Origin of the sequence: Leucobacter sp. VD1 (assembly GCF_037150695.1) — a bacterium.
GTDB lineage: Bacteria > Actinomycetota > Actinomycetes > Actinomycetales > Microbacteriaceae > Leucobacter.
On the sequence record NZ_JBBCPO010000001.1, the window covers coordinates 830063 to 848806 of the forward strand.

Here is an 18744-nt window from a genome sequence, read left to right on the forward strand (position 1 = left end):
TGGTGGGGGCGCGGCCCTGTTGCGTTACCTCCGCGGGTTTCACATCAGATGAATTGTGCTATGTTGTTCCAGTAAGGCGCGCCTTACTAACATCACATGTTGTCGAATGAGCCTCGGAGGGTGCTCCCGCATGATCGCCACACTGCTCATCGGCCTGCGCGAAGGGCTCGAAGCCGCGCTCGTCGTGAGCATCCTGCTCGCCTACGTCAACCGTCTCGGACGTCGCGACGCAGCCCGCAAGATCTGGCTGGGCGTCGCAGCCGCGATCCTGCTCTCCCTCATCACCGGCGCCGTGCTCACCTACGGCGCCTACGGGCTCTCCTTCACCGCGCAGGAGGCGATCGGCGGCGCACTGTCGCTCGTCGCCGTCGCCATGGTGACCTGGATGGTCTTCTGGATGCTGCGCATGTCCCGCGGCATCGGCAGCGAGCTGCGATCGCAGCTCGACAGGGCCCTGCTCGGCAACGGTTGGGGCGTGGCCGCGGTCGGCTTCGTCTCGGTGGCGCGGGAGGGCATCGAGACCGCCCTCTTCATCTGGGCCACCACGCGGGCGAGCGACACAGCACCCCTCGTCGGCTTCCTCTCGGCGGTGTCGGGCATTCTCCTGGCATCGGTGCTCGGCTGGCTGCTCTATCGCGGCATGCTCCGGATCAACCTCACCGTGTTCTTCCGCTGGTCCGGCGCGCTCCTCATCGTCTTCGCCGCCGGCGTGTTCGCCTACGCGGTCCACGACCTGCAGGAGGCCGGATTGCTCCCCGGCCCCTTCGCCGCCCCGCCGCCCGGAGCGGAAGTCCTCGCCACCTGGTTCGGCGATGCCGCCTGGGCGTTCCGCATTCCCCACATCATCGCTCCAGACGGAGTGCTCGGCGTGCTGCTCAAGGGCACCGTCGGCTTCTCGCCGGAGATGACCAGACTCGAGGTGATCGCCTGGGCGCTCTACCTCGCCATCACCCTTCCGCTGTTCCTCATCGCCTCATACCGAGGAGCGCGCGCCCCGAGAAAGGAAGCCCCTTGCCCACCATCAGCACACGCCGCGGCATCGTCGCAGTAACCGCCATCGGCGCCGCGAGTCTCGCACTCACCGCCTGCGTGCCCAACGCCGGCACCGGCGCGAACGCGCAGTCCATCGCCGTCACGGCGAGCGATACGGCCTGCGAGGTCGAGACCGCGCAGGCGCAGAGCGGCACGCTCACCTTCACCGTGCAGAACAACGGCAGCAAAGTCACCGAGTTCTATCTGCTCGGCAGCAACGAGCTGACGATCCTCGGCGAGGTCGAGAACATCGCACCCGGCACCAGCCGCAACCTCACCGTGCAGCTCGGCCCCGGCGACTATTTCACGAGCTGCAAGCCCGGTATGGTCGGTGCCGGCGTCGGCCAGGCCGCGTTCGCGGTCACCGGCGACGCCGTGGCGACGACACCCGAGGAGGACGCGGTCGTCGCGCAGTACATCAGCTACGTCAAAGCTCAGACCGAGGAGCTCGTGCCGCAAGTGGAGGCCTTCGTCGCGGCCTACCAGGCCGGTGACGACGCAACCGCTCGTACACTCTTCCCGATCGCGCGCATCAACTACGAGCGCATCGAGCCGACCGCCGAGCAGTTCGGTGACCTCGACCCAAAGATCGACTACCGCAAGCCCGGTGCCATCGAAGAGGGATTGCCCTTCACCGGCTTCCACCGCATCGAGCAGGACCTGTGGCTCGACGAGGCGATCGCCAACTACTCGACTCCCGAGAAAGACCACTACCCGAAGGACGACCTCAAGCCGCTCACCCCCGAGGAGCGCACGGAGCTCGGCGAGCAGCTGCTCGCCGATGTGAACGAGCTGAAGGACGAGGTCGCGAGCCCCGATTTCACGCTCACCCTCGCCGACATCACCGAGGGCGCGAAAGGCCTCCTCGACGAGGTTGCCGCCCCCGATGGCAAATTGACCGGCGAAGAGAACGAGTTCGCGCACACCGACCTCTACGACTTCACCGCGAACGTCGAGGGCGCCCAGGTGGCCTTCGACACCGTGCGCGGCCTGCTTGAGGCGAACGGCGGTGAAGACCTCGCGCAAGAGCTCGACACGCGCTTCGCCGACATGTTCGCGCTGCTCGAGAGCTACGGCTCCTACGATGCGGGCTTCGTGTTCTACGACACCGTCGGCCAGCAGCAGCGCAACGAGCTCGCGGCGAAGCTCACCGCGCTCAGCGAACCCATGTCGAAGCTCACCGCGGGCGTCGTGCAGGGCTGATGACGGCGCACGAGCAGCCCGACGAGATCGGACAGACGACGGAGGAGAGCGACCCTGGCGCCCTGCGACCCTCGCGACGCGGCCTCCTCGGGCTGCTCGGCGCCGGCGCGGCGGGCCTCGCGCTCGGCGGCGGCGCAGCCACCGCCCTCGCGGCTCAGGCCGGTGGTGGCTCGGGCCCGGAATCCGGCGCAGTGCCGTTCCACGGCGCCCACCAGGCCGGTATCGTCACCCCCGCGCAAGACCGCCTCCACTTCGCCGCATTCAACATGGTGTCGGGCACAGCCAGAGACGATCTCATCGCGCTGCTGCGGGACTGGACCGAGGCAGCCGAGCGGCTCGTCCGTGGACAGGAAGTTGGCACCGGCCTCGAACCCGACAACCCGCTGCTGCCGCCAGACGATACAGGCGAGGCTGCCAGCCTCGGCGCGGGAAACCTCACCCTCACCTTCGGGCTCGGCAGGCAGCTCTTCACCGCACGCACCGGGGCGGCCGACCCCGAAGATCCATTCGTGATCCGCTCTCGCCTGCCACGCGCCTTCGAGCCGCTTCCATCCTTCGCGTTCGATCTGCTCGACGCCACCCAGAGCGGGGGAGATCTCTGCGTGCAGGCCTGCGCCGATGATCCGCAGATCGCAGTGCACGCGATCCGCAATCTTGCCCGCATCGCAGCCGGACGCGCGCATCTCTCATGGAGCCAGCTCGGCTTCGGACGCACCGCATCGACCTCACGCCGCCAGGACACCCCGCGTAACCTCTTCGGCTTCAAAGACGGTACCGCGAATATCATGGCCGAGGACGAGGCCTCTCTCGCCGAACACATCTGGGTTGGCACCGAAGCCCCGGACTGGATGCGCGGCGGCAGCTACCTCGTGGCTCGAAAGATTCAGATGACCATCGAAAGCTGGGATCGCGCATCTCTCGGTGAGCAGGAGCGGATCATCGGCCGCACGAAACGCGAAGGCGGCCCGCTGAGCGGCGGGCACGAGTTCGCAGCGCCCGACTTCGCTGCTCCGAGTGCGGAGAATGCGGCGCACCCAGCGATCGACATCGCCGCACACATGCGCCTCGCGCACCCCAATCAGAACGGTGGTGCCCGTATGCTGCGGCGCGGCTACAACTACGTCGACGGCTCAAACGGGCTCGGACAGCTGGGCGCCGGCCTGTTCTTCATCTCGTTCCAGCGCGATCCGCAGACCTTCGTGCGCGTGCAGCAGTCATTGCGGGCGGATCTCCTGAACGAGTACATCCGTCACATCGGCTCAGGGCTGTGGGCTATTCCATCGGGCGTGCAGTCGGGTGATTTTCTCGCCCAGGCGCTGTTCGAGTAGCGCAGCGCTCAGACGCCCGACGGCGCCACCGTGCTCGCGCGCTCAGACTCGATGCCGATGCTCGCAGCAGGCAGCGCTATCAACGGCCCTGTCTGCGCGGGCCGCGAATCGAGATACTCCTCCACGAAACGTCCGAGCACCATGTGCGAGGCGCGCACATCGGCGCGCTCGACCCGCTCGATGATCGCCTCGACCTCGGCCGGGTGGAAGTAGCCGTGATCGGCGTAGGCACGCACCCGCGACGTGAACGAGGCCGTGTCGAGCTCGGGATGAAACTGCGTCGCATACACATTGCGACCCACACGAAACGCCTGCACCGGGCACGTGGGTGAGCTCGCCAGCACGGTGATGCTCTCAGGCACCTCGGCAATCGCTTCTTTGTGGCCCACGAAGGCTTCGAAGTCGGCGGGCAGTTGGTGCAGCAGCGGATCGCTGATGCCGGCAGGGGTGAGGCTGATACGCACCGCCTGCGAAGATTCTCCGTAGGTGCGGTCTACCCGAGCGCCCTGATGGGCGCCGATCGTGCCGATCCCGTAGCAGACGCCGAGGAAGGGAAAATCGGCCCGCACCACATCGTCGAGCAGTTGCGCGAGCTCGCGTTCGACACGCAGTTCGGTCTCTGATTTGCGTTCAACAGGCTCGCTCACAGTGAACGGGCTGCCGGCGAGGATGATGCCCGAATAGGAACCGAAATCTACGGAACCGAGCGGGGCTCTATCGATGCGCCGCCACGCGAGTTCCTCGGGCAGCAGCCCGGTCAAGCGACAGTAGGCCGCATGCTCATCGGCAGCGACGTCGTCTTCGCCCCGAGTCGTGATGAGCAGGAACGGTTTCATGGGTACTACCGTAGCGCGTGTGCGGATCGTCGCCGAACGCATCTCGAACTGTTACGGGGCGCCCGCGCCGGCCCATCAGGCCGGGCAGACGCCCCGTAGCTCAGTGGAGTTGCGCTCAGTCGACGGAGCGAATCGCGACGACGGCGTTGTGGCCACCGAACCCGAACGAGTTCGAGATCGCGAGCTGCGGGCCGTCACCCAGGGGCTGCGGCTCCGAGGAGACATTGACGGGGATCTCGGGATCCTGGTCGATGAGGTTGATCGTGGGGGGCGCGATGCGGTGCTGCACGGCGAGCACGCTGAACAGTGCCTCAAGCGCGCCGGTGCCGCCGAGCAAGTGGCCGGTGGCGGCCTTCGTCGCCGAGATCGGGATCTGCTCGGCGCGGTCACCGAAGATCGCCTTCAGCGCGGTGAACTCGTTGATGTCGCCCACCGGCGTCGAGGTGGCGTGCGCATTGATGTGCGTCACATCGTCGGGGGTTGCCCCGGCCTGCTCCAGCGCCATCTGCATGGCGCGGATCGCACCGCGACCCTCGGGGTCGTTCGCGGTGATGTGGTAGGAGTCTGCGGTGACGCCGCCGCCGGCGATCTCGGCGTAGATCTTCGCGCCGCGCGCGAGCGCGTGCTCTTCGGTCTCGAGCACGAGCGCAGCAGCGCCCTCGCCCATGACGAAGCCGTCACGGTCGATGTTGTACGGTCGGGAAGCCGTGGCCGGATCGTCGTTGCGACGCGAGAGGGCCTGCATCGACGCGAACGATGCCACGGTGATGGGGTGGATTGCAGCTTCGGAGCCGCCGGCGATCACCACGTCGACAAGCCCCGCCTGCAGGTGCTCGTAAGCGTTGACGATCGACTCGGTGCTGGAGGCGCAGGCTGACGCCACGGTGCGTGCGTAGCCGCGCGCTTCGAAGTGCATAGAGACCGCTGCCGAAGGAGCATTCGGCATGAGCATTGGCACGGTCAAGGGCATCACGCGGCGCGGTCCCTTCTCGCGCAGGGTGTCCCAGGCGTCGAGCAGCGACCATACGCCACCGATCCCTGTCGCCCAGTCGACGCCAAGACGTTCGGGGGCGAGCTCGGGGCTGCCGGCATCGGCGAAAGCTTCCTTCGCGGCGACCAGCGCGAACTGGCTCGATGGGTCGAGGCGCTTCGCGACCGGACGGTCGAGCACCTCGGTGGGCTTCACCCGGGCCTGACCGGCGAAGGTGACGGGAAGCTGGTATTCGGTCACCCAGTCGTAGTCGAGGGTGCGTACGCCCGACTCGCCGGCGAGGAGCGACTCCCAGCTCTCAGGGGCCGTGCCGCCGATGGGGGAGGAGGCGCCGATACCTGTGACGACGATCTTCTTGCTCATGCTTGCGTGCTCCGCGATCTGGTGGGGAACGAACTTGGGTGAGTGGTGAGGAGGCGGGGTCGGGCTGAGCCCGACCCCGTTCCGCAAACCTTAGGCCTGAGCCTTGGCGATGAAGTCGACAGCGTCGCCGACGGTCTTGAGGTTCTTGACTTCCTCGTCGGGGATCTTCACGTCGAACTTCTCCTCGGCGTTGACCACGATGGTCATCATCGAGATCGAGTCGATGTCGAGGTCGTCAGTGAACGACTTGTCGAGGGCGACGACGTCGGCCGCGATTCCGGTCTCGTCGTTGATGATCTCGGCAAGACCCGCGAGGACCTCTTCGTTGCTGAATGCCATTGTGTGTTTCTCCTTGATATGGGTGGGGGTTGAAGAAGTGTACGTGCCGTCAGGCGCGGCGCCGTGGAGACGCGCGCGATCCGGCTACGGGAGTTCGATGACCTGCGCGCCGTAGACGAGACCGGCCCCGAAGCCGATCGTCAGGGCGAGGCCGCCCGAGAGTTCGGGGTGCTGCTCGAGCAGCGCGTGCATGGCCAGGGGAATCGACGCCGCCGAAGTGTTGCCCTGCATCTCGATGTCACGGGCCACGACCACGGACTCGGGAAGTTTGAGCTGCTTCGCGAACTCGTCGATGATGCGCATATTCGCCTGGTGCGGGATGAACGCGGCAAGATCGCCGGGTTCGATGCCCGAGGCTTCGAGGGTCTGCTGAGCGACCTTCTTCATCTCCCAGACAGCCCAGCGGAACACGGTCTGACCGTCCTGACGCAGCGTGGGCCACGGCACCTCGGACGGGTTGCTGCGGTACTCCTCGAAGGTCGAGGTCATGCGGATCGTGTCCCACTTCTCGCCGTCAGAGCCCCACACGGTGGGGCCGATGCCGGTGTGGTCGCTCGCGCCGACGATCACGGCGCCGGCACCGTCGCCGAGCAGGAACGAGATGCTGCGATCAGTCGGATCGACGATCTCGGAGAGCTTCTCGGCGCCGATCACGAGCACGTTCTTGCACAGCCCCGAGCGTACGAGGGCGTCGGCCTGGCCCACGCCGTAAACGTACCCGGCGCAAGCAGCCGAGATGTCGAATGCCGCGGCGGGCGTGAGCCCGAGGCGATGCGCCGCAAGCGCCGCCATCGAGGGGGTGATCGCCACGTTCGAAATCGTCGAAATGATGACACCGTCGATCTCGGAGCGATCAAGCCCCGACTTCGCGATGGCTTCCTCGCCCGCGGCCACCGCAAGGTCGACCGCGGCCACGTCAGCGCTGGCACGGCGACGCTGCACGATGCCAGTGCGCTGGCGAATCCACTCATCCGAGGAATCGATCGGGCCGACGAGGTCGTCGTTCGGTACGTCGAGGTTGCCGCGGGCCGCGCCGACGGAGAGGATCCGCGTGTGCGCGGGGCCAGTGGGCTGCACCAGTGATGCCATGTGCATGGGTCCTTTCGGTTCGACGGTCAGGCTGCTGACGCAGTCTCGGTGATGAGCGCCACAGCGGCGTCGAGATCTGCTGGGGTCTTCACCGCAACAGCGGGCACACCCTTCAGGGCGCGCTTGGCGATTCCCGTGAGCGCGCCAGCCGGGGCGAGCTCAACAAGCCCCGAGATGCCGGCCTGCTGGAAGCCCTCCATGCACGCATCCCAGCGCACCGGGCTCGCAATCTGCGAGACCAGCAGCTCGACAAAGCGCGATCCGCTGTCGACAAGCGAACCGTCAGCGTTCGTCCACAGCGGGTGCGTGGGCGCGGCGGCGGTCACGCTCTCAGCGGCCTCCCGCAGAGCAGGAATGGCACTCGACATGTAATCGGTGTGGAACGCGCCGGCCACCTGCAGCGTGATCACGCGTGCGCCGCGCGGTGCGTCCTCCGCAAGCGCCGCCAGGCCCTCAAGCGAACCGGCGGCGACGATCTGGCCGCCGCCATTGCGATTCGCGGCAGTCAGCCCGTGCTCCGCGATCTTCGCGAGCACATCGGCCTCCACGCCACCCACAACCGCAGCCATACCGGTGCTCGCCTGCGTGGCCGCCTCGGCCATCGCACGACCACGCACCCCGACAAGGCGCAGGGCGTCGTCTTCAGAGAGCACACCCGCGGCAGCAGCCGCAGCGAACTCGCCCACCGAGTGACCGGCAATACCGGCCTCAGCCACAGCCACACGCGCCGACAGCTCACGCCACGCGAGCAAGCTCGCCGCAACGATCAACGGCTGCGCGATCGCGGTATCGCGGATCGTGTCGGCGCCACTCACGGTGCCGTGCTCGATGAGATCGACGCCCGCACGCTCGGATGCGGTGCCGAGGAACTCGCGGCTGCCGGGCAGCTCAAGCCACTCGTTCAGGAATCCGGGGGTTTGGGAGCCCTGTCCAGGGCAGGCGATAACAATCACGTCGTCCAGTTTCTCAGATCAACGGCCCAGATCCTGCATATTGCGAACGATAAATCTTGAAAATGATTGTGGGAAACAGCAGTTTCGGTGCTCGAAGGGTCGTCACACGGCGCTGCGCGCAACAGCGGAGGTTCCGCTCCGGCCTGTGGGCCGTCGCGGCTACTTTGCAGACGGCGCTGCGCGCCGTCCATTGTGGGCGATGGAGCCGGTGATGAGGGCGGACTGCAGGATCAGTGCTTCCCGCGCACCCGTCGCATTCCAGCCGATCACCTCCGAGACCTTCTTGAGCCGGTAGCGCACCGTATTGGGGTGCACGAACAGCTCGCGAGCGGTCGCCTCAAGCGAGCGCCCGTTGTCGAGATAGCACCACAGCGTCTCCAGCAGTTCGCCCGAGTGCGCAGCGAGCGGTTCATAGATCTGCTCGATGAGGGTGCGGCGCGCAAGACCATCGCCTGCGAGCGCACGCTCAGGCAGCAGATCGTCGGCAGCAACAGGGCGGGGAGCGTTGCGCCACGACCTCGCCACAGCAACCCCAGCAAGCGCGGCCCGAGCGCTGCGCGACGCATCCACCAGGTTGTCGACGGTGGGGCCAAGCACCAGTGGCCCATCCGAGAAACCATCAGCCAGTCGGGCTGCGATCTCCAGAAAGCTCAGGCGGCTCTCAGCAGCAGGCGCACCCGGCTGCGGCGCATCCAAACGGCCGAGCACCAGCACTAGACGTGTGCCCTGCAAACCGATCAGCGCATCAGCACCGGCGTGTCGCGCGAGGCGGCGCAGCTGGTCCACATCGACGACACGCTCAGCCGTGCCCACCAGCACCGCGGCCTCGCCGTCGCCGTGCCAGCCGAGAGCTGCGATCCGGCTCGGCAGCTCGTCGTCGCTCTCACCCGTCAGGATCGAGTCGACGACGAGCGCCTCCAGCCTGGCATCCCACAGCCCGCGAGCCTCAGCAGCGCGTGCGTACACATCGGCCGCAGCGAACGCGACATCGCGTGAATAGTGCAGCACGGCCTCGCGCAGCGACTCACTCCGAGGAGCCACACGCTCCTCGACGACCGAAACCACCACGCGGATCAGCTGCAGAGTCTCCTGCAGGCTGATCGAGCGCAGCAGCTCGCGCGGAGCTGAACCGAACACATCAGAAGCGATCCACGGTGTCGAACTCGGATCCTCGTACCACTGAATGAACGAGGTGATGCCGGTCTGCGCCACCAGCCCGACCGACGAGCGCCGACTGGGCGGCATCTTGCCGTACCAGGGCAGCGTCTCGTCGAGCCGGGTGATGGTGCGCGTAGAGAGTTCGCCTGTGATGGTGCGCAGCCAGGCGAGTTCCTGCTCCTTCGTCCGATCCATGTGCGATCGCTCGATCAGGCGTCGCCGCCAGCGCCGCCCGTAGTGCCGGCGTTCACGTCGTTCAGACGGTACTGCTCGGCGGCGCGGCGGGGCACCTCTGCGTCGATGCGGCCCTGCGCGGCAAGACGCTGCAACACCTTCACCACGATCGATTCGCGGTCGATTCCGAAGTAGCGGCGCGCAGCAGCACGGGTGTCCGAGAACCCGAAACCGTCTGCACCGAGCACGGAGTAGTCGCCCGGCACGTAGGGGCGGATCTGCTCGGGCACCTGGCGCGACCAGTCGCTGACGGCCACGAAGGGGCCCTCAGCGTCGGCGAGCTTCTGCTGCAGGTAGGGCACGCGGGTCTCGCCGTCGAGCGAGCGGAAGTTGTGCTCCTCAGCGGCGGCACCGTCGCGCTGCAGCTCGTTCCAGCTGGTAACGCTCCACACGTCAGCGGCAACACCCCAGTCGCGTGCGAGCAGCTCCTGCGCCTCGATCGCCCACGGCACAGCAACGCCGGACGCGAGGATCTGCGCACGGTGGCCGCCTGCTGCGGCCTCACTGACACGGTGAATACCGCGCACGATGCCCTCGGCGTCGACGTTCTCCGGCTCGGCGGGGTGCACGATCGGCTCGTTGTACACGGTGAGGTAGTACATGACGTTGGGGTCGGGGTGCTGGCCGCCGTACATACGCTCGATGCCGGAGCGCACGATGTGGCCGATCTCGTAGCCGTATGCCGGGTCGTAGGAGACGACTGCGGGGTTCGTGGCTGCGAGCAGCAGGGAGTGTCCGTCGGCGTGCTGCAGCCCCTCGCCCGTAAGCGTGGTGCGGCCGGCGGTCGCGCCGATGACAAAGCCGCGCGCCATCTGATCGCCAGCAGCCCAGAAGGCGTCACCCGTGCGCTGGAACCCGAACATCGAGTAGAAGATGTAGATCGGGATCATCGGCTCGCCCTGCGTCGAGTACGAAGTGCCGACCGCTGTGAATGCTGCGGTGGCTCCGGCCTCGTTGATGCCGACGTGCAGCAGTACGCCCTCAGGGCTCTCCTTGTAGGCGAGCAGCAGTTCGCGGTCGACCGACACGTAGTTTTGGCCGTGCGGGTTGTAGATCTTCGAGGTGGGGAAGTAGGAATCCATGCCGAAGGTGCGCGCTTCGTCGGGAATGATCGGCACGAGGCGTGATCCGAAGCCCTTGTCGCGCATGAGATCCTTCAGCATGCGCACGAACACCATAGTGGTCGCTGCTTCCTGCGTGCCGGAGCCCTTCGCCGCGATGGCGTAGCTCTTCGGTTCGGGCAGGACGACCTCGGTGTGTGTGCTGCGACGCGCCGGCAGGTACCCGCCGAGCGCGCGACGGCGATCGTGCATGTACTGGATCGTGGAGTCGTTCTCGCCCGGGTGGTAATAGGGCGGGCGGTAGGGGTCGGCCTCGAGCTGCGCGTCCGAGATGGGGATGTGCATGGTGTCGCGGAAGAGCTTGAGGTCTTCGAGCGTCATCTTCTTCATCTGGTGGGTCGCGTTGCGGCCCTCGAAGTGGGGGCCGAGGCCGTAGCCCTTGACGGTCTTTGCGAGGATCACCGTGGGGCGGCCCTTGTGGGCGACCGCGGCTGCGTAGGCGGCGTACACCTTGCGGTAGTCGTGGCCGCCGCGGCGCAGCTGCCAGATCTGGTCGTCGGTGTAGTTCTCCACGAGGCGCAGGGCCCGCTCGTCTTTACCGAAGAAGTGATTGCGGATGAACGCACCGTTTTCGGCCTTGTAGGTCTGGTAGTCACCGTCGGGGGTGGTGTTCATCACGTTGAGCAGCGCACCATCGGTGTCGCGGTTGAGCAGGTCGTCCCATTCACGGCCCCAGATGACCTTGATGACGTTCCAGCCGGCACCACGGAAGAAGCTTTCGAGCTCCTGAATGATCTTGCCGTTGCCGCGCACCGGCCCGTCGAGCCGCTGCAGGTTGCAGTTAATCACGAAGTTGAGGTTGTCGAGGCCCTCGTTCGCTGCGACCTGCAACTGGCCGCGGCTCTCAACCTCGTCCATCTCGCCGTCGCCGAGGAAGGCCCACACCTGCTGATCCGAGCAGTCCTTGATGCCGCGGTTCGTGAGGTACTTGTTGAGCTGCGCCTGGTAGATGGCGTTGATCGGGCCGAGGCCCATCGACACCGTGGGGAACTGCCAGAAATCGGGCAGCAGGCGCGGGTGCGGGTAGCTGGGCAGGCCGTGGGGGGCGTGCGACTTCTCCTGGCGGAAGCCGTCGAGCTGATCCTCGCTGAGGCGACCCTCGAGGAAGGCACGGGCGTACATGCCGGGGGAGGCATGACCCTGAATGAAGATCTGGTCGCCGCCACCGGGGTGATCCTGGCCGCGGAAGAAGTGGTTGAAGCCGACCTCGTAGAGGGAGGCAGCGGAGCCGTAGGTGGAGATGTGGCCGCCGACGCCGATGCCGGGGCGCTGCGCGCGGTGCACGGTCATCGCTGCATTCCAGCGGATCCATGAGCGGTACTGGCGCTCGACGTCGTGATCGCCGGGGAAGTCGGGCTCGTCGGCCGAGGCGATGGTGTTGACGTAGTCAGTGGTGGGCACCTGGGGAACGTTCAAGTGCAGCTGTCGCGAACGATCGAGCAGGCTGGTCATGATGTCGCGGCCGCGGCCTGCGCCACGCTCCTCGACTACGGCATCAAGCGACTCGCGCCACTCGGCGGTTTCCTGCGGGTCCATATCATCACGATCGGGCGCGTAGGGATCCTGCGTGTTCACAGCCAAGGTTGTGCTCCAATCACCACTGGGAGCGCCGCGCTGCGAAGCGGGTTGGTGCAGTCGTTCACGGCATGCTCGGTCAGCCCCGCTGGTCCGCGGGTCGGGTCCAGACTATCGAAGTTCCACGAAGAAACTCGCACATCTCTTGTCGAGGGTGTTACAGACGCACAATATTCGGTGGCGATTCGGAGGCGGCGGATCTCGTCTGCGACGAGCGGGGATCGGTAGTGTGGAGGCGTTTGTACATCGATGGCGCTCCCGGCGCCGGTAAGGAGGCACCCATGGTGCTCGAGGTCGGCGCGCAGGCGCCAGATTTCACGCTCTCGGATCAGCACGGCGAGGAGCTGACGCTGTCGGAGATGGTGGCGGAGGGGCCCGTTGCGCTCGTCTTCTTCCCCTTCGCGTTCTCCGGCATCTGCACCGGTGAACTGTGTGAGCTGCGCGACAACCTGTCGATCTTCGCCGACAGCAAGGTGCGTCTGCTCGGCATCTCGATCGATTCCGTGTACGCGCTGCAGGCGTGGGCGCAGCAGGAGGGCTACGAGTTCTCGATCCTTTCCGATTTCTGGCCGCATGGTGAGGTGGCGCGTCAGTACGGCGCATTCGTCGAGGAAGCGGGGATCGCGACCCGAGCAACCCTCATCATCGGTGAGGACCGCCGCGTGCTGGCCTCGTTCGAGACCGCGCCCGGTGAGGCCCGCGACTTTGGTGCCTATCGTGAGGCGCTTGCTCAGCTCCCCTGAGCGCAGCTCGCGCGACACCGCGACTGATTCGCAACTGCGAGGCGGCTTCCCCTATGCTGGTGAAGTCCGCTTCGCGGTCGGGGCCTTTAGCTCAGTTGGTTAGAGCATCTCGTTTACACCGAGAGGGTCGGGGGTTCGAGTCCCTCAGGGCCCACCATTCACTTCATCGCCGTACTGCGAAGCAGGATCGTGATCTACCTACGCCGGAAGTGCGGCTTCGATAGCGGCGATCACCGCAGGATCATCCGGCTCCACGGTGGGGCGGAAGCGGGTCACCGAATCGTCGGGGGCGACGAGGAACTTCTCGAAGTTCCAGCTGATCCGCCCCCGCTTTCCGTCTGCGTCCGGTGTTTCCCGCAGCAGCGCGTACAGCGGGTGCTTGCGGCGCCCGTTCACGCGCACCTTCTCCATGAGCGGGAAGGTCACGCCGTAGCTCATCGAGCAGAACGTCTTGATATCTTCAGCGCTGCCCGGTTCCTGACCAAGAAACTGATTGCAGGGAAAACCGAGTACCGTCAGGCCACGATCCGCATACCGCCGCTGCAGCTCTTCGAGCTTTGCATACTGCGGTGTGAGGCCGCATTTCGAGGCCACGTTGACGATGAGCACCGCACGATCCGCATACTCGGCGAGCGAAGTCTGTTCGCCATCGATGGTGGTCAGGGGAACCTCGCGCAGCTCGTTCATATGGCCAGCCTACGCCTCGCGCAGACACGCTGCCAGACACCGCGAGGAATGATTGCGGATCGCGCCGCGTTGAGAATCGCGTCGATGAACGCGGCCGCCCCGATGCGGCCCACGAGATGAGGGAGAGCCACCGGATGGCCGCAGATCCGCAGTCCGAGCACACCGGAGCCGAAGCGCTGAAGCGCGCTTTCAGGGAGCACCCGGCGGGGGTGTCGCTCATCACGGCGCAAACCCCTGAGGGCCCGGTGGGGCTCACCGCGTCAAGCGTCGCCTCGGTGGGACTCGATCCTGCGACGCTCTCGTTCTCGGTGACCCGCGCTACGGGCAGCGCAGGAGGCATCCTCGCAGCCGACACCTACCTCGTGCACCTGCTCGATGCCCGCCACGCATCAATCGGGGCCACATTCGCGGTCTCGGGCACCGAGCGCTTCACCGCAGAGCAGGGGTGGGAAACCCTGCCTACAGGAGAACCGTACCTGCCGAGCACCCGTGTCGCGCTACGCTGCCGCACCCTGCACTCGCTTGGAGTGGGCGCCTCGGTGATCGTCGTCGCAGAAGTGCTTGACGCCGTTTTCGGTGAACCGGCCGACCCCATGGTCTACCTCGACCGCGCGTTCCGCACCCTTGCGCCGGTGGAGTAGTGCTCGCGTCTAGCGGATCCTGACGCCGACGGTGTTGAGGCCGCTCGCCTTGTCGCGCGCCTCGAGCGCATTGCTGAACAGCATGAGTGCGAGCCCGGCGACCGCGAGCACGGCCCCAACCCAGCCCGGCGCGAGATACCCCAGGCCGCCCGCGATCACCAGACCACCGAGCCACGCTCCCAGACTGTTGCCGATGTTGAAGGCGGCATGATTCACTGCGGCGCCGAGCAGCGCCGCTTCATCGGAGATGCGGATCAGCCTCGCCTGAATCGACGGGATCAGCAGTGACGCGGTGCTGCCCAGGAGGAACACGCAGACGAACAACCCCAGCGGATGCCACGCGAGCTGTGTGTACAGCACCAGCGCGGCGATGAAGGCGAGAAACCCCCAGTTGACGGTGCGGCGAGGGTTGCGATCAGTGGCCCAGCCGCCGATGAGGTTGCCGATCGTCATGCCGACACCCAGGCACCCCAGCACCCACGGCACCATCGTCGGGGGAAGGCCCGTCTCACGGGTGGTCACCTCGGCGATGTACGAGTAGACGGCGAAGAATCCGCCGAACCCCACCGAGCCGACGGCGATCATCACCCAGATTCGGGGGTTACTCAGCGCCGACAGCTCCCGCAACGGACTGCGCGACGGATTCCCGGGGTAGCGGGGGAGCGCGAGCACGGCGAGCAGCAGCGTCGTTGCGAAGATCACGGCGACGAGCACGTAGGCCGAACGCCAGCCCAGCGCCTGCCCCATGCCGGTGGCGAGCGGCACGCCGATGACGTTCGCGATCGTGAGTCCTGAGAGGGCGAGTGCGATCCCGCGGCCCTGGCGCCCCGGACCCATGATGCGCGCCGCGAGCAGCGACGCGACACCGAAATAGGCACCGTGCGGCAGCCCGGCAACGAAGCGGAAGATCGCGAGCGAGCCGAACGTCGGCATGCACGCCGACGCCACAGTGCCGGCGACGAGCAGGCCGAGCAGCCAGAACGCGAGCTTCGTCTGAGACATGCGCGCGGCGAGCACCGCAAACGTGGGTGCACCCACCACCACGCCGAGCGCGTATGCGGTGACGAGCGCACCGGCCTGCGCGATCACCTGGTCGGGGGCCTGGTCGAAGCCGGGCAGCAGTTCGCCGGCGATATCGGGTAACAACCCCATTGTGGCGAACTCGGTCACGCCGATTCCGAAGCCGCCGAAGGCGAGCGCGAACAGTGCGACTCCGCGGCGCAGCGGAGAATGCGGGGCAACGGTCACGGTCGACCTTTCAGGTGGCGGGGGAGCGCCCGGATCCACCCGCGCACTGAGAACTGCGCGGCACTGCGACCGGTCAAGTCTAGGCCCTTGCCGCAATGCGACACCACGGCACGCAACGGTGCTGAGAGCCGACTACCAGCCTCGTGCGAGCCACGCCTCAAGATCTGGCATCTCATCGGCCACCGCGGTGACATCGCCGTGGCCCGGCCTGGCGACGGTCGCGCCAGGCAGTGTGAAGAGACGAGTGCGGATCGACTCCACGATCTGATCGAAGCTCGAATACTCCCAGCGGGTCGCACCCGGACCACCCCGGAAGAGGGTATCGCCGGAGAACACCGTTCCGAGCGCCGGCGCGATGAAGCACACCGAACCGGGGGTGTGGCCGGGCGTGTGCGCGACCGCGAGTTCGACACCGGCAACCAAGAACGTTGCACCGTCGGCGAGCTCGAAGTCGGGCAGCGCGTCGCCGTGCGTCTGCTGCCAAAGGAACAGATCCGCAGGGTGCAGGTACACGTGCGTGTCGAGCTGCGCTGCAGCAGTCAGCGCAGCGTTCACATGGTCTTCGTGGCCGTGAGTGAGGAGGATCCCGAGGGCGTCCCGCTCACCCACCGCAGCCACGATCGCTTCGGCGTCGTGCGAGGCGTCGATGATGAGCGCCTGCTCGTCGTCGCCGATGATCCACGTGTTGTTCTCGAGTTCAACCCCATCGACCGGGTAGCCGGGGCGACCCGCGCCGACGAGGCCGCGGGTCACCACCTTGTCGATCCGTGCAGCAGACATGAGGCTCAGACGGTTCAGCTACGGGTCACTACGACGGGGCACGGCAATGCCTGCAGCACACCGTGACTCACCGAGCCGAGCAGCAGACGCGAGATGCCGCCGCGGCCGCGGCTACCCACGACGAGCAGCTCAGCACCCTCAGCCGCCTGTACCAGCGCGGCCACCGGGGGCGACTGCACGATCTCACGACGAATCTCGAGATCGGGGTAGCGTTCGGCGAGGCCGGCCACACCGATGGCGATGGCCTCCTCAGCCGCGGAGCGCTGCGACTCGACAAGCTCCTCGCTCCACAGATACTCGAGACCGGGTGTGAGGGGAGGCATCCACGCATAGACCGCGATCAGAGGCGAGCCGCGGAACGAGGCAGCCTCGGCGGCGACGGCGATCGCCTTCTTCGAGGCTTCCGAGCCGTCGACGCCGACAACCACACCGGGCTTCGGCTCGGCCGCCGCGACCGCGGGGATCACGGCGACCGGGCAGTGCGCGGTCGCCGCGACCTTCACCGCGCGCGTGCCGAAGAACGAGCCGGCGAAGCGGCTGCCGTTGTGAGCGCCGAGAATGAGCAGGTCAGCTCGCTTCGAGGCCTCCTCGACCTCTGCGATCGGGTGACCGACCACCGCGGTGCCCGAGATCTTGCCGGTGAAGCCGAGGCTGCGAGCGTACTCGGTCTCGGCCTGCAGCATCTGCTCGGACGCCTGCTGCGCTTCTGAGAGGAACGCCACGCTCTCCGAGAGGAAGGAATCGTCTGCGACGTGCAGTAGTTCGACCTCGGCGCCGCGCTCGGAAGCGCGGGCGAGACCCCAGGCGAGTGCGACCCGGCTCTGCTCGGATCCGTCAACACCGATGAGGTACTTCAGTGACATCTTCGTTTCCTTTCTCTCGGTTGCGCGGCGCTGGGCTCAGGCCTTCAGCGCCGGCAGATGCGCAGGGTGGCTCCCCGCAAGCTGCTCGATGATACGTACCACCTGGCAGCTGTAGCCGTACTCGTTGTCGTACCAGACGTAGACCACAGCGCTGTCGCCAGTGACGATCGTTGCGAGGCCATCGACGATGCCCGCGCGGTTCGAACCGACGAAGTCGTTCGACACGATCTCGGGGGAGGCGACGTAGTCGATCTGGGTGCGCAGTGCGCCGGTGAGCGACACCTCCTCGAGGAAGGCGTTGATCTCATCGCTCGTGGTCTCCTGCTCGAGCTGCAGGTTGAGCACGGCCATCGACACGTCGGGGGTGGGAACGCGGATCGCGTTGCCGGTGAGCTTGCCCTCGAACTCGGGCAGCGCCTTCGCGACGGCCTTCGCGGCGCCGGTCTCGGTGAGCACCATGTTCAGCGCGGCGGAGCGGCCACGACGGTCACCCTTGTGGAAGTTATCGATGAGGTTCTGATCATTGGTGTACGAGTGCACGGTCTCGACGTGGCCTCGCTTCACACCGAAGCGGTCGTTCAGCACCTTGAGCACCGGGGTGATCGCGTTGGTGGTGCACGATGCTGCGCTGAGGATGGTGTGCTCGTCGGTGATCTTGTCGTTGTTGACGCCGTACACCACGTTGAGCATGTCGCCCTTGCCGGGTGCGGTGAGCAGCACGCGGGAGATGCCCTTGTTCTGCAGGTGCTGGCCGAGGCCGTCGGCGTCGCGCCAGCGGCCGGTGTTGTCGACGAGGATCGCGTTCTCGATGCCGTACTCGGTGTAGTCGACGCTGGCCGGGTCGTTCGAGTAGATGACCTGGATGCGCACACCGTTCGCAAGGATCGCGTTCTCGTCTTCGAGCACCTTGATGGTGCCGTTGAAGGGGCCGTGCACCGAGTCGCGGCGCAGCAGGTTGGCGCGCTTCACGAGGTCGTTCTCCGAACCGCGGCGCACCACAATCGCACGCAGGTTGAGGCCGTTGCCGCTGCCCGAGTGGTCGATGATGATGCGGGCGAGCAGGCGGCCGATGCGCCCGAAGCCGTAGAGCACCACATCAGTGCCCTCACCGGAACTCGCGTCGAGCACCGGCGCGAGCTGCTCGCGCAGGTAGGCCTCGACGTCGTCGCCACCCGAGGCGCGGAAGTCGTTTGCGAGCAGGGCGAGGTCGAGCGAGACCGGGCCCGGCTGGATGCGGGCGAGCGCCTCGACGATCGCAGAGGTCTCGGCCAGGGGCAGCTCGACGTCATCGATCTTGTGCGCGTAGTAATGCGCGCGGATGATGTCGATGGGGGAGCGGCCCACCAGGCTGCGACCGTGCACCGACATGACGACGTCGTGGTCGCGGTAGAGCTGGCCGATCAGCGGAATCATCCGCTCTGCGAGTTCCTGCTTCGCCTTCCAAGCTTCGAGGTGAGCATCAGCACGCTGAATCATGTGAACGGAGGGTTCCTTCCAACACTGTCATGAAGAGAATCGGCCTGCCCGCCGAAGACGCTTGTTCGTCTCTGCCAGTATCCC

At 66.6% G+C, this 18744-nt stretch carries 17 protein-coding genes and 1 tRNA gene; 6 read left to right on the forward strand and 12 right to left on the reverse strand.

Annotated elements, in window-relative coordinates; translation table 11 throughout:
- Positions 1 to 130 precede the first annotated feature (130 nt).
- Genes efeU through efeB form a run of 3 tightly spaced genes read left to right on the forward strand, consistent with a single transcriptional unit; the run spans position 131 to position 3563 of the window.
- On the forward strand, positions 131 to 1051 hold the full coding sequence (gene efeU / locus WFL22_RS03880; protein WP_336991551.1) for an iron uptake transporter permease EfeU: 921 nt from the start codon (positions 131 to 133) through the stop codon (positions 1049 to 1051).
- Positions 1012 to 2235 carry an iron uptake system protein EfeO gene (efeO, locus tag WFL22_RS03885; RefSeq protein WP_336991552.1) on the forward strand — a complete coding sequence of 408 codons (1224 nt, stop codon included), beginning with the start codon at positions 1012 to 1014 and terminating at the stop codon, positions 2233 to 2235. The genes efeU and efeO overlap by 40 nt, the downstream gene beginning before the upstream one ends.
- A complete protein-coding gene (efeB, locus tag WFL22_RS03890; protein WP_336991553.1) occupies positions 2235 to 3563 on the forward strand; it encodes an iron uptake transporter deferrochelatase/peroxidase subunit in 1329 nt (442 codons plus the stop codon). The genes efeO and efeB overlap by 1 nt, the downstream gene beginning before the upstream one ends.
- An 8-nt stretch (positions 3564 to 3571) precedes the next feature.
- Here the strand turns inward: efeB and WFL22_RS03895 are convergent, their stop codons facing one another.
- From WFL22_RS03895 to aceE, 7 genes are all read right to left on the reverse strand, one after another.
- The gene (locus tag WFL22_RS03895) at positions 3572 to 4399 is read right to left on the reverse strand and encodes a glutamine amidotransferase (protein WP_336651039.1); all 828 of its coding nucleotides are present in this window, start codon (positions 4397 to 4399) and stop codon (positions 3572 to 3574) included.
- Between the two features lie 115 nt (positions 4400 to 4514).
- The gene (locus WFL22_RS03900; RefSeq protein ID WP_336991555.1) at positions 4515 to 5753 is read right to left on the reverse strand and encodes a beta-ketoacyl-[acyl-carrier-protein] synthase family protein; all 1239 of its coding nucleotides are present in this window, start codon (positions 5751 to 5753) and stop codon (positions 4515 to 4517) included.
- 90 nt (positions 5754 to 5843) lie between these two features.
- Complete coding sequence (locus WFL22_RS03905) at positions 5844 to 6092, reverse strand: acyl carrier protein (protein WP_024356007.1); 249 nt, start codon at positions 6090 to 6092, stop codon at positions 5844 to 5846.
- An 84-nt stretch (positions 6093 to 6176) separates the two neighbouring features.
- On the reverse strand, positions 6177 to 7181 hold the full coding sequence (locus tag WFL22_RS03910; RefSeq protein WP_336991557.1) for a beta-ketoacyl-ACP synthase III: 1005 nt from the start codon (positions 7179 to 7181) through the stop codon (positions 6177 to 6179).
- A gap of 26 nt (positions 7182 to 7207) precedes the next feature.
- Entirely contained in the window at positions 7208 to 8134 is a 927-nt protein-coding gene (locus WFL22_RS03915; protein ID WP_336991559.1) for an ACP S-malonyltransferase, read from the reverse strand.
- Between the two features lie 159 nt (positions 8135 to 8293).
- On the reverse strand, positions 8294 to 9487 hold the full coding sequence (locus tag WFL22_RS03920) for a PucR family transcriptional regulator (RefSeq protein ID WP_336651035.1): 1194 nt from the start codon (positions 9485 to 9487) through the stop codon (positions 8294 to 8296).
- A 14-nt stretch (positions 9488 to 9501) separates the two neighbouring features.
- A complete protein-coding gene (aceE, locus tag WFL22_RS03925; RefSeq protein WP_336651034.1) occupies positions 9502 to 12228 on the reverse strand; it encodes a pyruvate dehydrogenase (acetyl-transferring), homodimeric type in 2727 nt (908 codons plus the stop codon).
- A gap of 275 nt (positions 12229 to 12503) precedes the next feature.
- Here aceE and WFL22_RS03930 point away from each other — a divergent pair, with 275 nt between their 5' ends.
- Both WFL22_RS03930 and WFL22_RS03935 read left to right on the forward strand, forming a co-directional pair.
- Positions 12504 to 12965 (forward strand): peroxiredoxin, encoded by a 462-nt coding sequence (locus WFL22_RS03930; RefSeq protein ID WP_336991560.1) that lies wholly within the window; start codon positions 12504 to 12506, stop codon positions 12963 to 12965.
- Between the two features lie 80 nt (positions 12966 to 13045).
- Positions 13046 to 13122: transfer RNA gene (locus WFL22_RS03935), tRNA-Val, on the forward strand.
- A gap of 41 nt (positions 13123 to 13163) precedes the next feature.
- Here WFL22_RS03935 and WFL22_RS03940 read toward each other — a convergent pair.
- A complete protein-coding gene (locus WFL22_RS03940) occupies positions 13164 to 13652 on the reverse strand; it encodes a glutathione peroxidase (protein ID WP_336651032.1) in 489 nt (162 codons plus the stop codon).
- A 134-nt stretch (positions 13653 to 13786) separates the two neighbouring features.
- Between WFL22_RS03940 and WFL22_RS03945 the strand changes: the two genes are divergently transcribed.
- On the forward strand, positions 13787 to 14293 hold the full coding sequence (locus WFL22_RS03945; RefSeq protein WP_336651031.1) for a flavin reductase family protein: 507 nt from the start codon (positions 13787 to 13789) through the stop codon (positions 14291 to 14293).
- A 9-nt stretch (positions 14294 to 14302) separates the two neighbouring features.
- Here the strand turns inward: WFL22_RS03945 and WFL22_RS03950 are convergent, their stop codons facing one another.
- The 4 genes from WFL22_RS03950 to WFL22_RS03965 form a co-directional block, all read right to left on the reverse strand.
- Positions 14303 to 15541 (reverse strand): MFS transporter, encoded by a 1239-nt coding sequence (locus WFL22_RS03950; RefSeq protein ID WP_336991562.1) that lies wholly within the window; start codon positions 15539 to 15541, stop codon positions 14303 to 14305.
- 132 nt (positions 15542 to 15673) lie between these two features.
- Positions 15674 to 16321 (reverse strand): MBL fold metallo-hydrolase, encoded by a 648-nt coding sequence (locus tag WFL22_RS03955; RefSeq protein WP_336991564.1) that lies wholly within the window; start codon positions 16319 to 16321, stop codon positions 15674 to 15676.
- Between the two features lie 14 nt (positions 16322 to 16335).
- Positions 16336 to 17184: a universal stress protein gene (locus WFL22_RS03960; protein WP_336991566.1), complete on the reverse strand. Its 849-nt coding sequence runs from the start codon at positions 17182 to 17184 to the stop codon at positions 16336 to 16338.
- Between the two features lie 36 nt (positions 17185 to 17220).
- Positions 17221 to 18660, reverse strand: a complete 1440-nt coding sequence (locus WFL22_RS03965) for a glyceraldehyde-3-phosphate dehydrogenase (RefSeq protein ID WP_336651027.1) — start codon at positions 18658 to 18660, stop codon at positions 17221 to 17223.
- Positions 18661 to 18744: the final 84 nt, after the last annotated feature.